The 22,125-nt window shown below is 73.6% G+C and carries 25 protein-coding genes; 18 read left to right on the top strand and 7 right to left on the bottom strand.

The genetic code is table 11. The features are described 5' to 3' along the window. Window positions 1-1,305 carry a UDP-N-acetylglucosamine 1-carboxyvinyltransferase gene (murA, locus tag ABGB17_RS28185; RefSeq protein WP_347634839.1) on the bottom strand — a complete coding sequence of 435 codons (1,305 nt, stop codon included), beginning with the start codon at window positions 1,303-1,305 and terminating at the stop codon, window positions 1-3. A 178-nt stretch (window positions 1,306-1,483) separates the two neighbouring features. Between murA and ABGB17_RS28180 the strand changes: the two genes are divergently transcribed. After that, window positions 1,484-2,077, top strand: coding sequence for a hypothetical protein (locus tag ABGB17_RS28180; protein WP_347634837.1), 594 nt, complete (start codon window positions 1,484-1,486; stop codon window positions 2,075-2,077). An 81-nt stretch (window positions 2,078-2,158) separates the two neighbouring features. Here ABGB17_RS28180 and ABGB17_RS28175 read toward each other — a convergent pair whose 3' ends face one another. Together ABGB17_RS28175 and ybaK are read right to left on the bottom strand one after the other, a co-directional pair. Next, window positions 2,159-3,559, bottom strand: coding sequence for an amidase (locus ABGB17_RS28175; protein WP_347634835.1), 1,401 nt, complete (start codon window positions 3,557-3,559; stop codon window positions 2,159-2,161). Beyond that, window positions 3,556-4,059, bottom strand: coding sequence for a Cys-tRNA(Pro) deacylase (ybaK, locus tag ABGB17_RS28170; protein ID WP_347634833.1), 504 nt, complete (start codon window positions 4,057-4,059; stop codon window positions 3,556-3,558). The genes ABGB17_RS28175 and ybaK overlap by 4 nt, the downstream gene beginning before the upstream one ends. A 100-nt stretch (window positions 4,060-4,159) precedes the next feature. On the opposite strand from ybaK, the gene hisD reads away from it, so the two are divergent. The 8 genes from hisD to hisF are packed head-to-tail and all read left to right on the top strand — an operon-like array spanning window position 4,160 to window position 9,849. Then, window positions 4,160-5,464 carry a histidinol dehydrogenase gene (gene hisD / locus ABGB17_RS28165; protein ID WP_347634831.1) on the top strand — a complete coding sequence of 435 codons (1,305 nt, stop codon included), beginning with the start codon at window positions 4,160-4,162 and terminating at the stop codon, window positions 5,462-5,464. Next, window positions 5,461-6,612: a histidinol-phosphate transaminase gene (locus tag ABGB17_RS28160; protein WP_347634829.1), complete on the top strand. Its 1,152-nt coding sequence runs from the start codon at window positions 5,461-5,463 to the stop codon at window positions 6,610-6,612. The genes hisD and ABGB17_RS28160 overlap by 4 nt, the downstream gene beginning before the upstream one ends. Continuing rightward, the gene (gene hisB, locus ABGB17_RS28155) at window positions 6,609-7,229 is read left to right on the top strand and encodes an imidazoleglycerol-phosphate dehydratase HisB (protein WP_347634827.1); all 621 of its coding nucleotides are present in this window, start codon (window positions 6,609-6,611) and stop codon (window positions 7,227-7,229) included. The genes ABGB17_RS28160 and hisB overlap by 4 nt, the downstream gene beginning before the upstream one ends. Beyond that, window positions 7,226-7,381, top strand: coding sequence for a hypothetical protein (locus ABGB17_RS28150; protein WP_347634825.1), 156 nt, complete (start codon window positions 7,226-7,228; stop codon window positions 7,379-7,381). The genes hisB and ABGB17_RS28150 overlap by 4 nt, the downstream gene beginning before the upstream one ends. Beyond that, a complete protein-coding gene (hisH, locus tag ABGB17_RS28145) occupies window positions 7,372-8,004 on the top strand; it encodes an imidazole glycerol phosphate synthase subunit HisH (RefSeq protein WP_347634823.1) in 633 nt (210 codons plus the stop codon). The genes ABGB17_RS28150 and hisH overlap by 10 nt, the downstream gene beginning before the upstream one ends. A 13-nt stretch (window positions 8,005-8,017) precedes the next feature. Further along, on the top strand, window positions 8,018-8,356 hold the full coding sequence (locus tag ABGB17_RS28140; protein ID WP_347634821.1) for a hypothetical protein: 339 nt from the start codon (window positions 8,018-8,020) through the stop codon (window positions 8,354-8,356). Between the two features lie 3 nt (window positions 8,357-8,359). Continuing rightward, window positions 8,360-9,082 (top strand): bifunctional 1-(5-phosphoribosyl)-5-((5-phosphoribosylamino)methylideneamino)imidazole-4-carboxamide isomerase/phosphoribosylanthranilate isomerase PriA, encoded by a 723-nt coding sequence (gene priA, locus ABGB17_RS28135; RefSeq protein ID WP_347634819.1) that lies wholly within the window; start codon window positions 8,360-8,362, stop codon window positions 9,080-9,082. Continuing rightward, complete coding sequence (gene hisF / locus ABGB17_RS28130; protein WP_347634817.1) at window positions 9,079-9,849, top strand: imidazole glycerol phosphate synthase subunit HisF; 771 nt, start codon at window positions 9,079-9,081, stop codon at window positions 9,847-9,849. Before priA ends, hisF begins: the two co-directional genes overlap by 4 nt. A 35-nt stretch (window positions 9,850-9,884) precedes the next feature. Here the strand turns inward: hisF and ABGB17_RS28125 are convergent, their stop codons facing one another. Further along, window positions 9,885-10,046, bottom strand: coding sequence for a hypothetical protein (locus ABGB17_RS28125; RefSeq protein ID WP_347634815.1), 162 nt, complete (start codon window positions 10,044-10,046; stop codon window positions 9,885-9,887). A 187-nt stretch (window positions 10,047-10,233) separates the two neighbouring features. Then, window positions 10,234-10,869, bottom strand: coding sequence for a TIGR03085 family metal-binding protein (locus ABGB17_RS28120; RefSeq protein ID WP_347634813.1), 636 nt, complete (start codon window positions 10,867-10,869; stop codon window positions 10,234-10,236). 197 nt (window positions 10,870-11,066) lie between these two features. On the opposite strand from ABGB17_RS28120, the gene ABGB17_RS28115 reads away from it, so the two are divergent. Both ABGB17_RS28115 and ABGB17_RS28110 read left to right on the top strand, forming a co-directional pair. Continuing rightward, on the top strand, window positions 11,067-12,893 hold the full coding sequence (locus ABGB17_RS28115; protein ID WP_347634855.1) for an ABC transporter ATP-binding protein: 1,827 nt from the start codon (window positions 11,067-11,069) through the stop codon (window positions 12,891-12,893). Further along, complete coding sequence (locus ABGB17_RS28110) at window positions 12,890-14,665, top strand: ABC transporter ATP-binding protein (RefSeq protein WP_347634811.1); 1,776 nt, start codon at window positions 12,890-12,892, stop codon at window positions 14,663-14,665. The genes ABGB17_RS28115 and ABGB17_RS28110 overlap by 4 nt, the downstream gene beginning before the upstream one ends. A gap of 73 nt (window positions 14,666-14,738) precedes the next feature. On the opposite strand, the gene ABGB17_RS28105 is transcribed toward ABGB17_RS28110, so the two are convergent. Next, window positions 14,739-15,038, bottom strand: coding sequence for a hypothetical protein (locus tag ABGB17_RS28105; protein ID WP_347634809.1), 300 nt, complete (start codon window positions 15,036-15,038; stop codon window positions 14,739-14,741). Window positions 15,039-15,145: 107 nt separating this feature from the next. Then, complete coding sequence (locus ABGB17_RS28100; RefSeq protein ID WP_347634807.1) at window positions 15,146-15,994, bottom strand: helix-turn-helix transcriptional regulator; 849 nt, start codon at window positions 15,992-15,994, stop codon at window positions 15,146-15,148. 498 nt (window positions 15,995-16,492) lie between these two features. On the opposite strand from ABGB17_RS28100, the gene ABGB17_RS28095 reads away from it, so the two are divergent. The 7 genes from ABGB17_RS28095 to trpA all read left to right on the top strand — a co-directional run bounded on the left by ABGB17_RS28095 (window position 16,493) and on the right by trpA (window position 22,085). Further along, window positions 16,493-16,639, top strand: coding sequence for a hypothetical protein (locus tag ABGB17_RS28095; RefSeq protein ID WP_347634805.1), 147 nt, complete (start codon window positions 16,493-16,495; stop codon window positions 16,637-16,639). 35 nt (window positions 16,640-16,674) lie between these two features. After that, window positions 16,675-17,019, top strand: coding sequence for a phosphoribosyl-AMP cyclohydrolase (gene hisI / locus ABGB17_RS28090; RefSeq protein WP_347634803.1), 345 nt, complete (start codon window positions 16,675-16,677; stop codon window positions 17,017-17,019). Window positions 17,020-17,080: 61 nt separating this feature from the next. Next, window positions 17,081-17,713, top strand: coding sequence for a Trp biosynthesis-associated membrane protein (locus ABGB17_RS28085; RefSeq protein ID WP_347634801.1), 633 nt, complete (start codon window positions 17,081-17,083; stop codon window positions 17,711-17,713). An 859-nt stretch (window positions 17,714-18,572) separates the two neighbouring features. Then, on the top strand, window positions 18,573-18,995 hold the full coding sequence (locus ABGB17_RS28080; RefSeq protein ID WP_347634799.1) for a DUF2752 domain-containing protein: 423 nt from the start codon (window positions 18,573-18,575) through the stop codon (window positions 18,993-18,995). A 187-nt stretch (window positions 18,996-19,182) separates the two neighbouring features. Next, window positions 19,183-20,013, top strand: coding sequence for an indole-3-glycerol phosphate synthase TrpC (trpC, locus tag ABGB17_RS28075; protein ID WP_347634797.1), 831 nt, complete (start codon window positions 19,183-19,185; stop codon window positions 20,011-20,013). 50 nt (window positions 20,014-20,063) lie between these two features. Next, window positions 20,064-21,251: a tryptophan synthase subunit beta gene (trpB, locus tag ABGB17_RS28070; protein WP_347634853.1), complete on the top strand. Its 1,188-nt coding sequence runs from the start codon at window positions 20,064-20,066 to the stop codon at window positions 21,249-21,251. Between the two features lie 27 nt (window positions 21,252-21,278). Then, window positions 21,279-22,085 carry a tryptophan synthase subunit alpha gene (trpA, locus tag ABGB17_RS28065; protein ID WP_347634795.1) on the top strand — a complete coding sequence of 269 codons (807 nt, stop codon included), beginning with the start codon at window positions 21,279-21,281 and terminating at the stop codon, window positions 22,083-22,085. Window positions 22,086-22,125: the final 40 nt, after the last annotated feature.

Here is a 22,125-nt window from a genome sequence, read left to right as displayed (position 1 = left end):
TTACGCTTCCCTGCTGATCTTCATCCCAAGTGAGGTGAACTGGTCAAAAACGCGGTGGTATCCGCGTTCGATGTGGTTGACCCCGCGCAGGGTGGAATTGCCCTCCGCGACCGCCGCGGCGAGCACCGCGGAGAACCCGGCCCGGATGTCCGGCAGCGTGACGTCGGCGCCGCGCAGCTTGGACACGCCGCGCACCACCGCCGAGTGTTTGGCGTTGGTGTCGTGGTACCGGCACGCCGGGCCGCCGAGGCACACGTTGAAGATCTCGATCTCGCAGCCCATCTTCTGCAGCGCCGGCACGTACACCAGACGGTTCTCGAACACCGTCTCGTGCAGCACCGACATGCCCTCGGCCTGCGTGAACAGCACCATCAGCGGGGTCTGCCAGTCGGTCATGAACCCCGGGTGGGTGTCGGTCTGCACGGCGGCGGCGCGCAGGCCGTCCGGCGCGGACGCGGTGAGCCACTCGTCGGTGATGTCGAACTGCGCGCCCATGCGGGCGAGCGTGGTGATGGCGGTGACCAGGCGGTCCTGCGGGCAGCCGTGCACCCGCACCTCGCCCTTGGTGATGAGCCCGGCCACGAGGTAGGAGAACGCCTCGATGCGGTCGCCCGCCAGCCACGTGGACGCCCCGCGCAGCCGCTCCACGCCCTCGATGACGATGCGGCGGTCCGGGCTGAGCTCGATGCGCGCCCCCATGCGCTGCAGGAACAGCGCCAGCTCGACGACCTCGGGCTCGGTGGCCGCCCCCTTGATCACCGTCTTGCCCTCGGCGAGCACCGCCGACAGCAGGATGGTCTCGGTGGCGCCGACGCTCGGGTACGGCAGCTCGATGCGGGTGCCGCGCAGGCGGGTGGCCTTGGCCGTGATGCCGGCGTCGCCCACCTCGACCTCGGCGCCCATCGCCCGCAGCGCCTCGACGTGGAAGTTGACCGGCCGCCGCCCGATCGGGTCGCCGCCCACCAGCGGGACGAACGCCTCGCCGGCCAGGTGCAGCAACGGCCCCAGCATCAGGATGGGGATGCGGTTGAGGCCGGTGAACGCCTCGGGCACCCGTGGCCGGATCTCCGGGCCGCGCTCCAGCGTGATCTCGCGCTGCGTGATGTCGACCTCGATGCCGAGTGCCCCGAGCATGGCGGCGGTGATGCCGACCTCGCCCACCTCGGGGGCGTTGTGCAACGTGCTCGGCCCGCTGCCCAGCATCGCGGCCACCATGTGCTTGGACACGGCGTTCTTGGACCCGCGTACCTCGACGTCCCCCCGGAGAGGCCCGGACGGCTCGATCAGCCATACCTCTTCACTCACGGGGGACAGCCTAACCGTGCCGCGCGCCCGGCCGAAGGCGGTGGTGCGCGGGCGGCATGGGGGACGGCACGGGGACGGCGTGCGTGACGGCGTAGTTGACGGCATCGTGACGCGGCATCGGTACCATTGTCGGGGCCCGCGTGCCGGTGCGCGGCGCGCGGCGGGGCGAGGTGATCGGGTGCGGCATCTGCGGGACTTCGTGCTGACGGTCGGGGTGCTCGCCGCGCTGGGCGCGGCGGCGGGGCTGCTGTGGTCCGCGGTGGCGCCCCGCACGCCGTACGTCATCACCACCTCGGGCCCGCGGCTCACCGATCCCATGACGCAGGCGCTCATCGCCGCCGACGGCTGGTTCGCCCTGATCACCGGCGTCGCCGGGCTGGCGTCCGGGGTCGCCGCCTACCTGCTGGCCCGCCGCGGGCGGCCCATCGCGCTGCTGGCCGGCCTCGCCGTGGGCGGCCTGCTGGCCGGACGCCTCACCGTCACCGTCGGCACCTCGCTCGGCTCGGCCGCCGTGCAGGCCGCCGCCCCCGGCTCGGCCGCCGTGGGCTCCACCGTCGGCGTGCTCACCGTCACCGCCGCGGGCGTCCTGCTGTGCTGGCCGCTCATCGGTGTCGCCGTCTTCGGCATCCTGGAGTCCGCCGACGGCTACCGCGACTCCCCGCTCCGCAATCCCCACGCCGGTGACGGCACCCCGCCCGCGCATCCTCCGCACCTCGGCACCGAATGGCCCCCGGAACGCCGCTCGGGCCCCGCGGGCCCGCCCCCGATGTAGCCGGGGCCGGGAGGAGCCGGTCCGGCCGCTCCCGGCCCGTTCAGCCGAGCGAGGGCTGAACGGGCCGGCTGAACGGGCCGTTCAGCCGAGCGGGGGCCGCGTGTCGCCGTGCCGGGTGGCCTGCTCGAAGGCGTGCGCGGCGCGCAGCACGGTGAGGTCCTCGAACGGTCGGGCGATCATCTGCACGCCCACCGGCCACCCCTCGGGGGTGAAGCCGCAGGGCACCGACGCGGCGGGGGCGTGCAGCACGCTGATCCAGTACGCCGAGCGCATCCACGCCAGGTAGTCCGGCATCGGGGTGCCCGCGATCTCGGTGACGTAGGGGTCCTCGACCGGGAACGGCGGCACCTGGCTGACCGGCGCGATCAGCAGGTCGTAGGTGTCGAAGAACCGGCTCATCTTCTGGAACAGCCGGCTGCGCAGCTTCTCGGCCCGCGCCAGATCGGCCGCGGTGACCTTCCTGCCCTGCTCGACGTTCCACCGCACGTTGGGGCCGAGCAGGTCGCCGGGCAGCTCGCCGTAGGTCGCGGCGTACTGCCAGCCCCGGTAGGTGCGGAAGGCGTCCTCGGCGTCGGTCAGGTTCAGCTCCACCTGCTCGACCTTGGCGCCGAGCCCGGACAGCACGGCGGGTGCCCGCGCGGTCACCTCGGCGGTGCGCGGGTCCACCGGCAGCCCGCCGAGGTCGGGGCTCCAGGCGACCCGCATGCCCTCGACCCCCGGCTCCAGCGGCCCGGCGAACGCCGAGCCGTCCTCGCGGATCGCGAACGGCGAGCTCGGCGCGAACCCGGCGATGACGCTCAGCAGGAGCGCCGCGTCGGCCACCGTGCGGGCCATCGGCCCCGGCACGCCGAGGGTGAACCACGCCGCGGTGCGCGAGAAGTCGGGCACCCGGCCGGGTGTGGGCCGCAGCCCGACCACGTTGCAGAACGACGCGGGGTTGCGCAGCGAGCCGCCCATGTCCGAGCCGTCGGCGAGCGCCGTCATGCCCGAGGCCAGCGCCGCCGCCGCGCCGCCGCTGCTTCCGCCCGCGCTGCGCGCCAGGTCGTAGGGGTTGCGGGTGGCGCCGAACACCTCGTTGACGGTGTGGGAGCCGGTGCCGAACTCGGGGGTGTTGGTCTTGCCCAGCGTGACCGCCCCGGCGGCCCGCGCCCGTCTCACCACCAGGGCGTCCTCGCGCGGCACGTGGTCGGCGAACAGCCGCGAGCCGTACGTGGTGCGGATGCCGGCGGTGTCGGTGAGGTCCTTGAACGCGATCGGCAGGCCGTGCAGCGGGCCACGCCACACGCCCCGGGCGAGGTCGCGGTCCAGCTCGCGGGCCTCGTCCATGGCCCGGTCGGCCGACAGCGTGACGATGGCGTTGACCCGCCCGTTGACCTGCTCGATGCGCCGCAGGTGCGCCTCGGTCAGCTCGGCCGCGCTCATCTGCCGGGAACGCAGCAGTGCGAGCATCTCGGTGGCGGGCAGGTGGACCGGCGAGGTCACGCGGCCCCCTTGCCGATGGCCGCGGTGACGGCGCGGGTGAGGCGCACCAGGTCGGCGGGCGCCGCCTCGATCTGCAGGCCCCGCCGCCCCGCGGAGAAGAAGATCGTCGGGAAGTCCAGCGCCGAGGAGTCCACCACGGTCGGCAGGGCCTTGCGCTGGCCGAGCGGGCTGATGCCGCCGACGACGTACCCGGTGACCCGCTCCACCTTCGCGGCGTCCGCCATGGCCGCCCGCTTGCCGCCGAGGGCGGAGGCGAGGGCCTTCAGGTCCAGTTTGCCCGCCACCGGCACGACCGCGACCGCGAGGCCGCTCTCGATCTCCGCCACGAGCGTCTTGAAGATCCGCATCTGCGGCACGCCGAGCGCGTCGGCGGCCTCCTCGCCGTACGCCTGGGCGTTCGGGTCGTGGTCGTAGGGGTGCAGGGTGAAGCCGGCCCCGGCCTTGGTCAGCGCCACGGTCGCGGGCGTGCTCTGGCCGCCCTTGCTCTTCGTCTTGCTCACGGCGCCAGCTTAATGCGGAATTAAAATCTACAATGTAAAGACATCGTCCGAATGGCGGACGTCCGCAGGAACGCCCCGCCACCCTCCGTAGACTGGTGCGGTGATAACCCGTATCGACCTGCGCGGGTCACTGCCGTCCGATCCGCGAGAACTGCTGCCCCGAGCCGACCTCGATGTCGAGGCCGCCCTGGCCGACGTGCGCCCTCTGTGCGACGACGTGCGCCATAGGGGAGTGGCGGCCGTGCGGGAGCTCACCGCCCGCCTGGACGGCGTGGAGCTCGCCTCCACCCGTGTGCCCGCCGACGCGCTGTCCGTCGCGCTCGACGCGCTGGACCCCGCGGTGCGGGCCGCGCTGGAGGAGTCGATCCGCCGCGCCCGCCTGGTGCACCGCGACCAGCGCAGGGCGGACGTCACCACCCACGTCGTGCCCGGCGGCACGGTCACCGAGCGCTGGGTGCCGGTGGAACGCGTCGGGCTGTACGTCCCGGGCGGCCGGGCCGTGTACCCCTCCAGCGTCGTCATGAACGTCGTGCCCGCCCAGGAGGCCGGCGTGCCGTCCCTCGCCGTGAGCTCGCCCCCGCAGGCCGGGCACGGCGGGCTGCCGCACCCCGCCATCCTCGCCGCCTGCGCCCTGCTCGGCGTGGACGAGGTGTACGCCGTCGGCGGCGCGCAGGCCGTGGCGATGTTCGCCTACGGCACCGAGGAGTGCCCGCCGGTGAACATGGTGACCGGCCCGGGCAACATCTGGGTGGCCGCCGCCAAGCGCCTGCTCAAGGGCCGCATCGGCATCGACTCCGAGGCCGGGCCCACCGAGATCATGATCGTCGCCGACGACACCGCCGACCCCGCGCACGTCGCCGCCGACCTGATCAGCCAGGCCGAGCACGACGTCATCGCCGCGGCCGTGCTGGTCACGCCGAGCGAGCGCCTGGCCGACGCCGTGGAGAAGGAACTGCCCGGCCAGGTCGCCGCCACCCGCCACTCCGAGCGCATCGCCGAGGCGCTGTCGGGGTCGCAGTCGGCGATCGTGCTGGTGTCGGGCATCGACGACGCGCTTCGGGTGGCCGACGCCTACGCCGCCGAGCACCTGGAGATCCAGACGGCGGACGCCGCCGAGGTCGCCGCCCGCGTGCGCAACGCCGGCGCGATCTTCATCGGGCCGTACGCCCCGGTGTCGCTCGGCGACTACCTCGCCGGGTCCAACCACGTGCTGCCCACCGGCGGCTGCGCCTGCCACTCCTCGGGCCTGTCGGTGCAGACCTTCCTGCGCGGCGTGCACGTCGTCGACTACACCCGCGAGGCGCTCGCGCAGGCCGCGCCGCACGTCTACGCGCTGTCCGAGGCCGAGGACCTCCCGGCGCACGGGGCCGCGGTCCGGGCGCGCTTCCCGGAGGGCCCCCGATGAGCGGCGTCCCCGAGAGCCGCGTCCGGCTGGACGATCTGCCGCTGCGCGACGACCTGCGCGGCCGCACGCCGTACGGCGCGCCCCAGCTCGACGTGCCGGTGCGGCTCAACACCAACGAGAACCCCTACCCGCCGTCGGCGGCACTGGTGGACGGCCTGGCCGAGGCGGTGCGCGCCCAGGCAGGCGCGCTGAACCGCTACCCCGACCGGGACGCCGTGGCGCTGCGCGAGGACCTCGCGGCCTACCTCGGCCACGGTCTCGCGCCCGCCCAGGTGTGGGCGGCCAACGGGTCCAACGAGATCCTCCAGCAGATCCTTCAGGCGTTCGGCGGCCACGGGCGCAGCGCCATGGGGTTCGAGCCGTCGTACTCCATGCACCCGATCATCACCACCGGCGCGTCCACCCGCTGGATCTCCGGTGCCCGCGACGACGACTTCGGGCTGGACGCCGACCGCGCGATGGCCGCGATCGAGGAGCACCGCCCCGACATCGTCTTCCTGACCAGCCCGAACAACCCGACCGGCACGGCGCTGCCGCTGGACGTCATCGAGCGGGTCGCCAAGGCCGCCCCGGGCATGGTGGTGGTCGACGAGGCGTACTTCGAGTTCGCCCGCACCGGCACGCCGAGCGCGCTGCGGCTGCTGCCCGGCAACCCGCGGCTGATCGTCACCCGCACCATGTCCAAGGCGTTCGCCATGGCGGGCACCCGCCTCGGCTACCTCGCCGCCGACCCCGCCGTGGTGGAGGCGCTGCTGCTGGTCCGCCTGCCCTACCACCTGTCCACGCTCACCCAGGCCGCGGCCCGGGTCGCGCTGGCGCACCGCGACGACCTGCTCGGCACGGTGGACCGCCTGCGGGCCGAGCGGGACGACGTGGTGGCGTGGCTGCGCGGGCTCGGCCTGGCGGTGGCCGACTCCGACGCCAACTTCGTGCTGTTCGGCCGTTTCGCCGACCGGCGCGCCGTCTGGGAGGCGCTGCTCGCCCATGGGGTGCTGATCCGCGAGGTCGGCCCGCCCGAGTGGCTGCGCGTCTCGGTCGGCACCGCCGAGGAGATGGCGGCGTTCCGCCACGCCATGGCCGGCGTCCTCGCCGGGCACCCCCCGATCCCGCACGCGAAAGTCACCGACGACACCGAGGAGACCTTGTGACCAGTCCCGCCGCAGCCGCGCCTAGGCAGAGGACGGGCCGCGTCGAGCGCACCACCAAGGAGACCTCGGTGCTGGTCGAGGTGGGCCTGGACGGCACCGGCCGCGTGGACGTCTCCACCGGCGTCGGCTTCTTCGACCACATGCTCGCCCAGCTCGGCAAGCACGGCCTGTTCGACCTGACCGTGAAGACCGACGGCGACCTGCACATCGACGCCCACCACACCATCGAGGACACCGCGCTGGCGCTCGGCGCGGCGTTCCGCGAGGCCCTCGGCGACAAGTCCGGCATCCGGCGGTTCGGCAGCGCGTCCTGCCCGCTGGACGAGGCGCTGGCCGAGGTGACCGTCGACCTGTCCGGCCGTCCCTACCTCGTGCACAGCGAGCCGGACGGCATGGCCCCGATGATCGGGCCCGAGTACGACACCACGCTGACCCGGCACATCCTGGAGTCGTTCGTGGCCCAGGCCGCCGTGTGCCTGCACGTGCGGGTGCCGTACGGGCGCAACGCCCACCACATCGTGGAGGCGCAGTTCAAGGCGCTGGCCCGGGCGCTGCGGGCGGCCAGCGAGCGCGACCCCCGCGCGACCGGCGTGCCGAGCACCAAGGGGGTGCTGTGAGCTCCAACTGGACCGCCCCGGTGATGCTCTTCATCGGGCTGTTCCTCATCGGCGGGGTCGTCTCGTTCTTCCGCCAGGGCATGAAGGCCGGCGCCGTGGTGCTCGGCGCCCTCGCGGCGATGGCCATCGGGGCGGGGGTGCTGTGGTGGTGAACGTCGTCGTCCTCGACTACGGCTCGGGCAATCTGCGCTCCGCCGAGCGGGCCGTCGCGCGCGCGGGCGCCGACGTGACCGTCACCGCCGACTTCGACGCCGCGCTGAACGCCGACGGCCTGGTCGTGCCCGGTGTGGGGGCGTTCGGCGCCTGCGTCGCCGGGCTGCGCTCCGTGCGCGGCGACCAGATCATCGGCCGCCGCCTCGCCGGCGGTCGCCCGGTGCTCGGCATCTGCGTCGGCATGCAGATCCTGTTCGCCGAGGGCGTCGAGCACGGCGAGCGCCACGAGGGCTGCGGCGAGTGGCCCGGCGTCGTGGAGCGCCTGGACGCCCCGGTGCTGCCGCACATGGGCTGGAACACCGTGCGGGCCCCCGAGGACTCGGTGCTGTTCGCCGGGCTCGACCCGTCCACCCGGTTCTACTTCGTGCACTCCTACGGCGTGCGCAGGTTCGAGCCGCTGGGCGGCGACGGCTTCCGCGCGCCGCTCGTCACCTGGGCCGAGCACGGCGTCCCGTTCGTGGCCGCGGTCGAGAACGGCCCGCTGTCGGCGACCCAGTTCCACCCGGAGAAGTCCGGGGACGCGGGGGCCCTGCTGCTGATGAACTGGCTGGCCACGTTGTGAACCCTTTACGAGCATGAGCAAGGAGCGTGCCAGGCGCCGCGCCGAGCGGGAGGCCGAGCGGGCGCGGCAGGCGGCGCGGCGCGCCGAGAAGGACGCCCGCCGGGCCCGGTGGCGCGGACGGCGTGAGCGCCTCGCGGGGCTGGCGCCGCGCCCGGTCCGGGTCGCGCGGCAGGGCGGGGTGCTGGCCCGGCGCCGCCGGGTGCAGAACGCCGTCATGGTGGTGTTGTTCCTGCTGGTCCAGGCGGGGGCGTGGCTGCTGCTCAGCGGATGGGCGGCCCGTCTCGGCGTGCTGGTGTTGTCGTTGTTGGTGTTCCCGGTGCTCGTCACCGTCGCATTCGACCGGAGGTCGTAGATCATGTCGCTGGTGCTGTTGCCCGCCGTGGACGTCGCGGACGGCCAGGCCGTCCGGCTGGTGCAGGGCGAGGCGGGGACGGAGACGTCGTACGGCGACCCGCTGGCCGCCGCGCTGGCCTGGCAGGAGGCGGGCGCCGAGTGGGTCCATCTGGTCGACCTGGACGCCGCCTTCGGCCGCGGGTCCAACCGCGAGCTGCTCGCCTCGGTGGTGGCGGCGCTGGACGTCCAGGTGGAGCTGTCCGGCGGCATCCGCGACGACGCGTCGCTGGAGGCGGCCCTCGCCACCGGCTGCCGCCGCGTCAACATCGGCACGGCCGCGCTGGAGGACCCCGCCTGGTGCGCCAAGATCATCGCCGAGTACGGCGACCGCATCGCCGTCGGCCTGGACGTGCGCGGCACCACGCTCGCGGCCCGCGGCTGGACCCGTGAGGGCGGTGACCTGTGGGAGGTCCTCGACCGCCTGGAGGCCGACGGCTGCCCGCGCTACGTCCTCACCGACGTCACCAAGGACGGCACCCTGCGCGGCCCGAACATCGACCTGCTGCGCCAGGTCTGCGCCCGCACCGACAAGCCGGTGATCGCCAGCGGCGGCGTGTCGTCCCTGGACGACCTGCGTGCGCTGGCGGGCCTGGTGCCCGAGGGCGTCGAGGGCGCCATCGTCGGCAAGGCCCTCTACGCCCAGGCGTTCACCCTGCCCGAGGCGCTCGCGGCGGTCCGCTCATGACGGTGGCGGTGCGGGTGATCCCCTGCCTGGACGTCGACGCCGGGCGGGTGGTCAAGGGCGTCAACTTCGAGAACCTGCGGGACGCGGGGGACCCGGTGGAGCTCGCGCGGCGCTACGACGCCGAGGGCGCCGACGAGCTGACGTTCCTCGACATCACGGCGTCCTCCGGCGACCGCGGCACCATGCTGGACGTCGTGCGCCGCACCGCCGAGCAGGTCTTCATCCCGCTCACCGTCGGCGGCGGGGTGCGCTCGACCGCCGACGTGGACCGCCTGCTGCGCGCCGGCGCGGACAAGGTGTCGCTGAACACCGCCGCCATCGCCCGCCCCGAGCTGCTCACCGAGGCGTCCCTGCGGTTCGGCGCCCAGTGCATCGTGTTGTCGGTGGACGCGCGGCGCGTCGTGGACGGCCCGCCCACCCCGTCCGGCTTCGAGGTCACCACCCACGGCGGCCGGCGCGGCACCGGCATCGACGCCGTCGACTGGGCCCGGCGGGGCCAGGAGTACGGCGTCGGCGAGATCCTGCTCAACTCCATGGACGGCGACGGCACCCAGGACGGCTACGACCTGGAGATGATCCGCGCCGTCCGCAAGGCCGTGACCGTCCCGGTGATCGCCAGCGGCGGCGCGGGCGCCCTGGACGACTTCCCGCCCGCCGTGGAGGCCGGCGCGGACGCCGTGCTCGCCGCCAGCGTCTTCCACTTCCGGCGGCTCACCATCTCCGACGTCAAGGAGACCCTCCGCCGGTCCGGCCACCCGGTGCGCTGAACCTCGCCCGCCCTCCGCGTCCGCGCGGGGGCGGGTCAGGCGAACAACTGGGAGAAGAACGTGGCCAGTTGGGAGGCCCCGGTGCCGATGCCGTCGATGACGCCGCGCACGGCGTCGGCCGCGTCGGCGGGGCGGGAGTAGAGGTAGAAGACGGCGAAGGCGACGGCCAGGTAGACGAGCACCTTTTGGAGCTTCATCGGTGTGCCTTTCGTGGGGGTCCGCCGGCATACGTTCCGCAATCTGAACGGGTGACGGGGCGGCGGGGTTCCGGCCATCCGAATCGCGGCCCCCGAGCAGGCGGGAAGCACGGAGAAGGGCACAGAAGTACCGGGAAAGGCATGGAGCGGACAGCCGACCGGGGTCAGCGGTCCTGGACGGCCGGGTTCAGAGGCCGAGGGGGGCCGAGCGGACGCGGGCGATCGACGTCTCGTCGCCCTCGCAGGTGACGCGGGCGTGCGCCTGGCGGCCGAAGGCGAACAGCAGCAGCTCGGCGGGCGGGCCTGTCACGGTGACGCGGGGTCCGGGGCCCGGGGCGGCGCCGGCGGTGCGGCCGTCGGGGTGGCGCAGCACGACGGGCACGGGGGAGCGGCGCACCATGAGGCGGGCGCCGCTCGACACCCGCTTCCAGATGGTTTCCTGCTGCCCGGCGGGCAACTCGCGGGGCTCCCACACGGCCTGCGCGCGCCGCACGTCCTCGTGGTGGACGAACAGCTCCAGGGAGTTGACCAGCTCGTCCAGCCCCGGCAGGCGGTACGGCGACCACCTGGGGGCGCCCTTGCGCACGGCGTCCACCAGCGCGGGCCAGCTCCGGCCATTCTTGATCTTGTTCTGTACCGACGCGGTGTACCCCGCGAGGGCCTTGATCACGATGCCGCCCGCCGCGTCGGGCCGGTGCTCGCGCAGCACGAGGTGGGCGGCGAGATCCGCGGTCGTCCAGCCCTCGCACAACGTGGGGGCGTCAGGGCCGACACGGTCGAGCAGGTCGGACAGGGCGGCGCGCTCGGCCGCTGCGTACGTCACCTGATCACTGTAACCGCCGGCGCGGACGGCCTCTCGGGCGCCCTGCAGCGATAAGGCACGCTGAGAGACGGGAATAAATGGATTGCCGCGAATGATAGGGATTGAGGCAGGCCGTTTCCCCAAGGCCCGTACCCACCGGTCGTCCCGACGAAAGGATCCCCCGCGTGCCGACCGAGCAGGAGAACCAGCCGACCGTCATGCGCCAAGGGTTCCGCGTCATCGGCCACGCCGTGCGCGCGGAACCAAGGATCTTCGCCGGGGCCGTCCTCGGCAGCGCCGTCTACGGCGTGATGACCGTCGGCTCCTCCTGGGCCCTCGGCAAGGCCACCGAGGAGGCGGTGCTGCCCGCCTTCCGCGACGGCCACGCCACCACCGGGGCCCTGCTGACCGCCGTCGTGCTCATCGTCGGCGTCGCGGTGCTCAAGGCCGGCGGGGTGATCGCCCGCCGGGTGCTCGCGGGCATCATGCAGTACCGCATGCAGGCCCGCTCCCGCCGCGACGTGACCCGTCAGTACCTGCGCCTGCCGCTCGCCTGGCACCACCGCCACCCCACCGGCCAGCTCCTGTCCAACGCCGGCTCCGACGTCGAGGCGGCCTGGGCGCCGCTCGCCCCGCTGCCGATGGCGGTGGGCGTGGTCGTGATGCTGGTGACCGCGGCCGCCGCGATCGTGCTGGTGGACCCGGTGCTGGCCCTGATCGGCTTCCTGATCTTCCCGGCCATCGCGGCGCTCAACCTCGTGTACCAGCGCAGGCTCTCCCCGCTGGTGATGAAGGCGCAGCAACTGCGCGCCGAGGTGAGCGAGATCGCGCACGAGAGCTTCGACGGCGCCCTGGTGGTCAAGACCCTCGGCCGCGAGGACGACGAGGCCGCCCGTTTCCAGGCCAAGGCCGGCCGCCTGCGCGACGCCAACATCGCCGTCGGCCGGATCCGCGGCATGTTCGACCCGCTGCTGGAGGCGCTGCCCACGCTCGGTGTGCTCGCCGTGCTCGGCTTCGGGTCGCTGCGCCTGTCGTCGGGCGGCGTCACGGCCGGCGAGCTGATCCAGGTGGCGTACCTGTTCACCCTGCTGGCCTTCCCCATCCGCGCCCTCGGCTGGGTGCTCGCCGAGCTGCCGCGCAGCGTGGTCGGCTGGACGCGGGTCCAGGCGGTGTTGACGGCGACCGGCTCCATGGAACACGGCGCCACCCGCCTCGGCGGCTCCGGCGGCGCCCGGATCGAGGCGCGCGACGTGGAGTACGGCTACACGCCCGGCGTGCCGGTGCTGACCGGCGTGACGTTCGACGTCCAGCCCGGCCGGACCGTCGCCGTCGTCGGGCCCACCGGGTCCGGCAAGTCCACGCTCACCCAGTTGCTGGTCCGGCTCGTCGACCCCGACGGGGGACGGGTGCTGCTGGACGGCATCGACCTGCGCGAGCTGGCCCGCGGCGAGGTGAGCGCGACCGCCGCGCTGGTGCCGCAGCAGACGTTCCTGTTCGACGACACCGTGCGCGGCAACCTGACCCTCGGCACCGGCGACGGCGCCGTGCCCGACGAGCGCATCTGGGCGGCGCTGCGGCTCGCCCAGGCCGAGGGCTTCGTCAGCGCCCTGCCGAAGGGCCTCGACACCCGCATCGGCGAACGCGGCGCGACGTTGTCCGGCGGGCAGCGGCAACGTCTCGCCCTGGCGAGGGCGCTGGTGCGCGAGCCGCGGCTGCTCATCCTGGACGACGCCACCTCCAGTGTGGACGCGCAGGTGGAGGGCCGCATCCTGCGCGGGCTGCGGGACGGCTCCGGCGGGTCCACCGTGGTGGTGGTCGCCTACCGGATGGCCACCATCGCGCTGGCCGACGAGGTGGTGTACCTGGAGCACGGCACGGTGGCCGACCGGGGCACCCACGAACGGCTGCTGCTGCGCTGCCCGGGGTACCGCGACCTGGTCACCGCCTACGAGCGTGAGGAGGCCGAGCGGGCGGCGCTCGGCGAGGAAGCGCGGGACGACGCCCGCGACATGGAGGACCTGGCGGACGAGGAGGTCTCGGCGTGACCACGCTGCGGGTGGAGGAACGTTCGGCGATCGCCACGCTCCGGCACGGCCTCCGGCTCTCCCCGGAGTTCCGGGTAGGGCTGCCGGTGACGCTGCTGCTCGCGGTGCTGGCCACCGTCGGCAAGATCATCGTGCCGGTCGCCGTGCAGCAGGTCATCGACAAGGGCCTGTCCGGCGGCGCGCCGGACGTCCCGTTCATCCGGAACGCCGTGCTGCTGTGCGCGGCGGCGGTGCTGCTGACCGCGCTGTGCGGGTACCTGATGAACGTCCGGCTGTACCGCTCCACCGAGTCCGGCCTCGCCAGCCTGCGCGGCAAGGGGTTCCGGCACGTGCACGACCTGTCGGTACTGACGCAGAACACCGAGCGGCGCGGCGCGCTGGTCTCCAGGATCACCGGCGACGTCGACCAGATCAGCACGTTCATGCAGTGGGGCGGGCTGATGGTGATCATCTCCGTCGGCCAGCTCTTCGTCGCGAGCGTGCTGATGGCGGTGTACTCCTGGCAGCTCACTCTGGTCGTCTGGGGCTGCTTCGTCCCGCTGGTGATCGCGCTGCCGCGGTTCCAGCGCTGGGTGGCCCGCGCCTACACCCGGGTGCGCGAGCGGGCCGGCGACATGCTGGCCGCGATCAGCGAGTCCGTGGTGGGCAGCGCGGTGATCCGGGCGTACGGCTCGGAGGACCGCACCGCGCGGCGCATCGACGAGACCGTGGACGCGCACCGGGCCGCGCAGTCCCGCGCCCAGAAGATCATCGCGTTCACCTTCCCCATCACCGAGCTGGTCGGCGCGGTGGCCATCGCCGCGGTCGTGGTGCTCGGGGTGGAGCTCGGCCTCGCCGGCGACCTGACGGCCGGGCGCCTGGTCGCCTTCCTGTTCCTCATCACGCTGTTCATCAGCCCGCTGCAGACCGCCACCGAGGTGCTCAACGACGCGCAGAACGCCGTCGCCGGCTGGCGCCGCGTGCTCGGCGTGCTCGACACACCCGCCGACGTCGCCGACCCCGGCCCCGAGGGCGTGGCGCTGCCCCGCGGCCCGATCACCGTGTCCTTCCAGGGTGTCGGGTTCGCCTACCCCGGCGGGCCGCCCGTGCTGCACGACGTGTCGGTGGACGTCGCGCCGCGCACCCGGGTCGCGGTGGTGGGGGAGACCGGGTCGGGCAAGACGACCTTCGCCAAGCTGCTCACCCGCCTGATGGACCCCACCGAGGGCCGCGTGCTGGTGGACGGCGTGGACCTGCGGCGCCTGCGGTTCTCCTCGCTGCGCGAGCGCATCGTCATGGTCCCGCAGGACGGTTTCCTGTTCGACGGCACACTGGCCGACAACATCCGCTACGGCCGCCCCTCCGCCACCGACGACGAGATCGCCCGGGCCGTGGAGGAGCTCGGCCTGTCCGACTGGGTCGCCGGTCTCGCCGCCGGGCTCGCCACCCCCGTGGGGCAGCGCGGCGAGTCCCTGTCGGCGGGCGAACGCCAGCTCGTGGCCCTCGCGCGCGCGTACCTGGCCGACCCCGACCTGCTGCTCCTCGACGAGGCCACCTCCGCCGTGGACCCCGCCACCGAGGTCCGGCTGGCCCGGGCCATGGACGGCGTCACGCGGGGCCGCACCGCGGTGTCCATCGCGCACCGCCTGTCCACCGCCGAGGCCGCCGACGAGATCCTCGTCTTCGACCACGGCCGCATCGTGCAGCGCGGCCCGCACGCCGAGCTGGTCGCGGTGGACGGCGTCTACGCCGACCTGCACGCCTCCTGGGCCACCTCCAGCAAGCTGTCCTGACCCCGCTTCCCGGCCCGCCGGCGGTGCGGCGGGCCGGGCGCGGCGGCGACGGTGCCGCGGGTCCGCGGGGACGTCAGCGCCTGCGGGTGCCCGAGGCGGCGAACAGGCGGCGGATGCGGGTGATGGCCGTGGTCAGGTCGGTCACCGGGGCGATCGGCTCGGCCCAGGACCACCAGAACCACCAGGTACCGGCACGCTGGGCCGCGTACACCACCTCCGACCAGCTGGGCAGCGCCGTGCGGACCAAGATGAGCTGGGGCAGGCCGCTGCGCGCGGCGGCGACCCTCACGTGGAGGTCCCGGGTCTGCAGGTGGTCGGCCAGCAGGTGCAGATGGCGGGCTGCCGCGGTCGCGACGCCGTCGGGGGTCGTCATGAGAGGCTCCGTCATTCGCAAGTCCGACAAATCTCATAAAAGGGGCCCGCCCGCCGCGTCGCCCGAGACGCTAGGCGCTCACGGTCCACACGATCAACGATGTTGCGTCATGTTCCTCGCAACGCGCTCGACCTCGCCTCGATGAGGTCGCGCGCCGCCTTGCCGTACACCGCGGCTCCCGCCAGAGCGGTGAACGCCTTCTCGTACAGCGCCACGTCGGTGGGAGCCTTGATCCGGAACTGTCCCGGTATGGTGTCCACTCTGACTTGATTGTCGTCATAGATCCAGAAGTTCTCGGGCGGCATGATGGGCGGGGGCGTGCTGGCGGGGATCACGCCGAAGCTGAGTTGCGGCATGTTGGTCGTCAGCTCCGCCAGCCGCTCCAGTTGCGCCACCATCTCGTCCTCGCCGCACACCGGGGTGCGCAGCGCCTGCTCGCCGACGACGAACATGAACCGCTTGCCGCCCGCGCGCAACACGTCCTGCTGCGCGAGACGGGCCGCCACCGCGGACTCCAGGTCGTCCGGGATGCCGCGGAAATCGATGACCGCCCGCAGGTGCGCGCGTGCGTACCCCGGCGTCTGCAGCAGCCCCGGCACCGCGGAGTGCTGGAACACCCGGAACTGCCGGGTGTCCTGGTACAGCCGCTGGAACGACTCCTGCACGTGCCGCAGCCCTGTGCTCTCCAGCCGCCGCCACTCGGTGTACATCGAGTCGATGTTGCGTACCGCCGCGATGAGATCCACGACGTACTCCTCTGCCTTGCACACCCGGCACCACGTCCGGATGTCGTTCTCCGCCGGCATCTGCGCCGCGTGCTCGATCTTGGAAACCTTGGAGAAGTGCCACCCGGCCTCCGCCGCCAGGCTCCGGGCGGTCAGCCCGGCGTCGTTACGGATCTCGCGCAGCCGCGCGGCCAGGATCCCCTTGGCCTCGGTGATGCGGGAGGGTGGCATGGGGTCACCTGCTCGTTTTCCCTCGGGCTGTCCAGCGTCCCCCCGACCGTAGTGCGAGCCGTACCCGCGATACCCAGATGTTGCCCGATGTTGCTCACCCCACCGCCCCCACCCGCCCCGCCTGCCGCCGCCGGCCCCAGAAGCCCCCAGCCGGCCCCGGCGCGCCCGCGAGAAACCCGGCGCACGCGACAAGACACGCCGCGCCTGGCGCGCCCCGGCACACCTCCAGGGACGCGTGCCCGCGCCGCGGGCGCCGCGAACGGGCCGACGAGTCCCGTGCGCCGCCCCGGCAGTCCCGGGCGAGCCGCGACGGCGGGCGGCGAGGCCGGGACGGTGAGAGTCTGTGCCGGCACGGCGGCCGCAGGCACTGGAACGGCGGTCCCTTGGGCCGGGCCGGTGGTCGCCTGGGCCAGGACGGTGGTCACAGGCGCTGGGACGGTGGTCGCCATGGCCAGGATGGTGGTCGCAGGCGCTGGGATGGTGGTCGTAGGCGCTGGGATGGTGGTCGTCTGTGCCGGGATGGTGGTCGTCTGCGCCAGGACGGTGGTCGCCTGGGCCGGCACGGTGGGCGGCGGGGCCGGGACGATGGCGGCGGGGCCGGGAGGGGGCCGGGAGGCCCGGGACGGCGGCACGCCCCCCGGGTGACCTGGAGCGGGGCGTGGTTGCGGCAGAATTGCGCTATGTCTCTTGATCCGAAGATCGCGGACCGGCTGAAGCGCGACGCGCAGGGCCTGGTGCCCGCCGTCGTGCAGCAGTACGACACCGGCGAGGTGCTGATGATGGCCTGGATGGACGACGAGGCCCTGCACCGCACCCTCACCACCGGCCGCGCGACCTACTGGTCCCGCAGCCGCCGCGACTACTGGGTCAAGGGCGAGACCTCCGGCAACGTCCAGCTCGTCCGCCACGCCGCCCTGGACTGCGACGGCGACACCATCCTCCTCAAGGTCGACCAGACCGGCGTCGCCTGCCACACCGGCGACCGCACCTGCTTCGACGCCGGCGCCCTGGAGGTATCCGGGTGAAGGTGACGCGATGACCGGCGACGGGACGCGGCGCACGCGAGCGGCGTCTGAAGGTGGCGCGATGACCGGCGACGGGGCGCGGCGGGCGCTCGCCGGGTTCGTGGTGGCGGGCGCCGCCGGCGCCGGTGTGGCGCTGATCGCGGGCGGCCGCACGTGGGCGACCGCCCAGTTCTTCGGCGCCCCCGGCGTGCGGGCGGCGCCGGTGGAGGTCGCCGGCAACGACCTGGTGCCGGCCCTCGGACCGCTCGCCCTCGCGGCCTTCGCCGCCGTCGTGGCGGTGCTCGCCACCCGCGGCGTCTGGCGTTCCGTCGTGGGCGCGGTCGTCGCGCTGTGCGGCGCCGCCCTCGCGGTGTCCGCGCTCCGTGGCGCCTCCGCGGGCCAGGTGGTCGCCGTCGCCCGCGAGCGGGTCACACTGGCCGCCGGCGAACAGGTCACCGTCGCCACCACGTGGCTCTGGCCCGCCCTCGCCGCCCTCGGCGGCGCCGCCCTGGCCGGCGCCGGCGTCGTCGCCGTCCTCCGCGGCCGCCGCTGGCCAGGCATGTCCACCCGCTACGACCGCCCAGTGGGCGGCACGGGGGACGGACCCCGCACCCCTCACGAGGGAGACCGAGGATTGTGGGAGGCGCTGGACCGCGGAGAGGACCCCACCGACGATCCCCGGCCGGGGGATCGTGAGGGCCACGGTAAAGGCTGACAATCGATACCGGCGGCGGGTGGTGTGAACATCACGCCCGAAGCACGGCGAGCGACACCAAGAACGGCCTCGCACGTCGCGCTACGGCATCGGGCGTTTGTGGGAGCTGCCGGGGGACCGAGGACGCCCCGCGCATCGCGTCACGGCATCGGGTTTGCGGGAGGTGCCACGGGGGACCGAGGACGATCCCGCGTGCCGGGCCACAGGCCCCGGGGTGTGGCGGAGGTGCTACGGGGGGGACCGAGGACGCCCCGCGCGCCGGGCCACAGGCCCCGGGGTGTGGCGGAGGTGCTACGGGGGCGACCGAGGACGGCCCCGCCTGCCGGGCTACGGGCCCCGGGGCTTGGCGGAGGCGCTACGGGGACCGAGGACGGCCCCGCGCGCCGGCTCCGGGCCCCCGGGTTTGTGGGAGGTGCTACGGAGGGACCGAGGACGGGCGCCTGCCAGGCCACGGGCCCCGCGGTTTGGCGGAGATGCTACGGGGGGACCGACGGCCACACGCGTCGCGCTACGGCATGGGAGTTTGTGGGAGGTGCTAGGGGGGCGACTGAGGACGGCCCCGCCTGCCGGGCTACGGGCCCCGGGGGTTGGCGGAGGCGCTATGGGGGGGACCGAGAATGGCTCCGTGTGCCGGGCTACGGGACCGGGGGTTCGTGGGAGGCGGTCGGGTGTGGTCGGCGGCTCACGGGGCGATTACGGGTGGGGGATCGTCAGGGGTGCGGGGAGGGATGACAATCGAATGGCACCGGCGGACAGTGGCTGTGAAAGTGTGGGTGCGCTGGCCGGTGGTGGTTGTGAAAGTACGGGCGGGGGCCGTGGCGGTCTGGGCTCCTAATTTCCTCGTTTATAGGTTTTCTTCATGACAAATCACGCAGGAGTCCGGCCGGCGACATGGGCCCGGATCGCGCCTCTCGGGGCGGCGGCGCTCGTGGCGGCCGGGGTGGCGTATGTGGGGGCGGTGGATCCTGGGGAGCCTGGGCACTACCCGCCGTGTCCGCTTCTGTGGCTCACCGGGCTGTACTGCCCGGGGTGCGGGGGGTTGCGGGCTCTGCACGCGCTCACGCGGGGGGACGTGGGTGCGGCGGTGGGGCTCAATCCGTTGTTGCTCGTGACGATCCCTCTGGTGGTGGTCTGGTGGTCGATCTGGGCGGTACGGGCGTGGCGGGGGCGGGCGCAGCGTTGGGGGGGCCGGTGGGGGGCGGTGATATGGGGGTACCTGGGGGTCGTCATTGTCTTTGGCGTTGTGAGGAATCTGCCTTTCGCGGCTTTCCTGGGCCCCTAAGTTTTCCCGGTCGGCCACCCCTGTGGCGAGGTGACGGTGATTAGCCCGATACCATCGGCAGGGCAAGGTCGGGTGAGGATCAGGCCCCCGAGTCGGTCGAGCCGATCGAGCGGTGTGGCGTCCTCGGCCCGCGGAGGTCGACCGGGAGGGACCCTGATCGGGTGAGCGAGCCTAGCGAGGAGATCAAGTGAGCGTGCTCGACGAGATCTTGGAAGGGGTGCGGGCCGACCTCGCCGAGCGCGAGAAGTCCGTGTCGCTGGCGGAGCTCAAGGACCGCGCGCGGCTGGCCCCGGCGGCCAGGGACGTCTACGCCGCGCTCGGCGGCGACAAGGTGTCGGTCATCGCCGAGGTCAAGCGCTCCAGCCCGTCCAAGGGCGCGCTGGCCGCCATCGCCGACCCCGCCGCGCTCGCCGCCGACTACGAGGCCGGCGGCGCCCACGTCATCAGCGTGCTCACCGAGGGCCGCAGGTTCGGCGGCAGCCTCGCCGACCTCGCCGCCGTGCGCGCGGCCGTCGACATCCCCATCCTGCGCAAGGACTTCGTGGTCAGCTCCTACCAGCTCTGGGAGGCGCGGGCCTACGGCGCCGACCTGGCGCTGCTCATCGTGGCGGCCCTCGACCAGAACGCCCTGGTCTCCCTGATCGAGCGTGCCGAGTCCATCGGCCTGACGCCGCTGGTCGAGGTGCACGACGAGGACGAGCTGGCCCGCGCCCTGGACGCCGGCGCCAAGATCATCGGGGTGAACGCGCGCGACCTGAAGACACTCCAGGTCGATCGCGAGATATTCTCCCAACTGGCGCCCAAGATCCCGGACGGCGTCATCAAGATCGCCGAGTCCGGCGTCCGCGGCCCGCACGACCTGCTGGCCTACGCCAGGGCCGGCGCCGACGCGGTGCTCGTCGGGGAGAGCCTGGTGACGGGCAAGGACCCCCGGGCCGCGGTGGTCGACCTGGTCACCGCCGGCGCGCACCCCGCGTCCCGACTGGACAACGGACCCGGACCGGAGAGGCAGCAGTGACGATCGCAGAAGGCACCCTGATCACCACGGACGACCTCGCCGGCGGCGCTGTGGAGAACGACCCCGACGCCCGCGGCCGCTTCGGCGCCTTCGGTGGCCGTTTCGTCCCTGAGGCCCTGATCCCGGCCCTGGACGAGGTGGCGCGCACCTACGCCGAGGCCAAGGCCGACCCCGCCTTCGTGAGCGAGTTCGAGCACCTGCTGCGCACCTACGCCGGCCGCCCGACCACGATCACCGAGGTGCGCCGGTTCGCCGAGTCGGCGGGCGGCGCCCGGGTGCTCCTCAAGCGCGAGGACCTCACCCACACCGGCGCCCACAAGATCAACAACGTGCTCGGCCAGGCGCTGCTCACCAAGCGCCTCGGCAAGCCCCGCGTCATCGCCGAGACCGGCGCCGGGCAGCACGGCGTGGCCACCGCCACCGCCTGCGCGCTGCTCGGCCTGGAGTGCGTCGTCTACATGGGCGAGGTCGACTGCGAGCGCCAGGCGCTCAACGTCGCCCGCATGAAGCTGCTCGGCGCCACCGTCGTCCCGGTCTCCAACGGCAGCCGCACCCTCAAGGACGCCATCAACGAGGCGTTCCGCGACTGGGTGACCAACGTCGACACCACCCACTACCTCTTCGGCACCGTGGCGGGCCCGCACCCGTTCCCCGAGATGGTGCGCGACTTCGCCCGCATCATCGGTGTCGAGGCGCGCCGCCAGGTGCAGGAGCTCACCGGCCGCCTGCCCGACGCGGTGTGCGCGGCCGTCGGCGGCGGCTCCAACGCGATCGGCATCTTCCACCCGTTCATCGAGGACAAGGACGTCGCGCTGCACGGCTACGAGGCCGCGGGGCACGGCGTGGAGTCCGGCGAGCACGCCTGCACCCTCACCGAGGGCTCGGTCGGCGTGCTGCACGGCTCGCGCACCTACGTCCTGCAGGACGACGAGGGCCAGACCATCGAGTCCCACTCGATCTCGGCGGGCCTCGACTACCCGGGGGTCGGCCCCGAGCACGCCTGGCTCAAGGACTCCGGCCGCGCCACCTACCACGGCGTCACCGACGCCGAGGCGATGGAGGCGTTCTCCCTGCTCGCCCGCACCGAGGGCATCATCCCGGCCATCGAGTCGGCCCACGCCCTCGCGGGCGCGGCCAGGCTCGGGCGGGAGCTCGGGCCCGAGGCCGTCATCCTGGTCAACCTCTCCGGCCGGGGCGACAAGGACATGGGCACCGCGATGAAGTACTTCAACCTGTGATCTCTGCTGGCAACGGGACGACCTGACATGACCAATCTGCACACGGTGTTCGAGAAGACGCGGGCCGACCGGCGCGCCGCGCTCATCGGGTACCTCCCCGCCGGTTTCCCGACCAAGGACGGCGCCGTCGCCGCCGCGACCGCCATGGTGGAAGCCGGGTGCGACGTCATCGAGATCGGCCTGCCGTACTCCGATCCGCTGATGGACGGCCCCACGATCCAGGACGCCGTGCACCGGGCCCTCACCAACGGCACCCGCATCGCCGACGTGATGCGCACCGTCGAGGGCGTCGCGGCCTCCGGCGCGGCCGTGCTGGTCATGACGTACTGGAACCCCGTCGACCGCTACGGCGCCGAGCGTTTCGCGCGTGAGCTCGCCGACGCGGGCGGCGCGGGGGTCATCACCCCCGACCTCACCCCCGAGGAGGCCGGCCCGTGGCGGGAGGCCGCGGCGTCCGCGGGCCTCGGCACCGTGTTCCTGGTCGCGCCGAGCTCCACCGACGAGCGCATCCGCGCCGTCGCCGACTGCTGCACCGGCTTCGTCTACGCCGCGTCCCTGATGGGCGTCACCGGCGCCCGCACCAGCGTCAGCGCCGCCGCCGAGGGCCTCGTGAAGCGCACCAAGGCGCACACCGACCTGCCGGTCTGCGTCGGCCTCGGCGTCGGCACCGGCTCCCAGGCCGCCGAGGTGGCGGCCTACGCCGACGGCGTCATCGTCGGCTCCGCCTTCATCCGCCGCATCCTCGACGCCGCGGACGAGTCCGAGGGCCTCACCGCCGTCCGCGCCCTCGCCGAGGAGCTCGCCACCGGCGTCCGCACCCGCCCCGAGACCTGACGGGCCGCACGAGCCCGGCGGCACAGAGGGAGCGCGGCCA

The organism is Sphaerisporangium sp. B11E5 (assembly GCF_039871875.1).
Taxonomy (GTDB): domain Bacteria; phylum Actinomycetota; class Actinomycetes; order Streptosporangiales; family Streptosporangiaceae; genus Sphaerisporangium.
The sequence above is the reverse complement of the archived record's forward strand: the minus strand, read 5'-3'. Positions and strand labels throughout refer to the sequence as shown.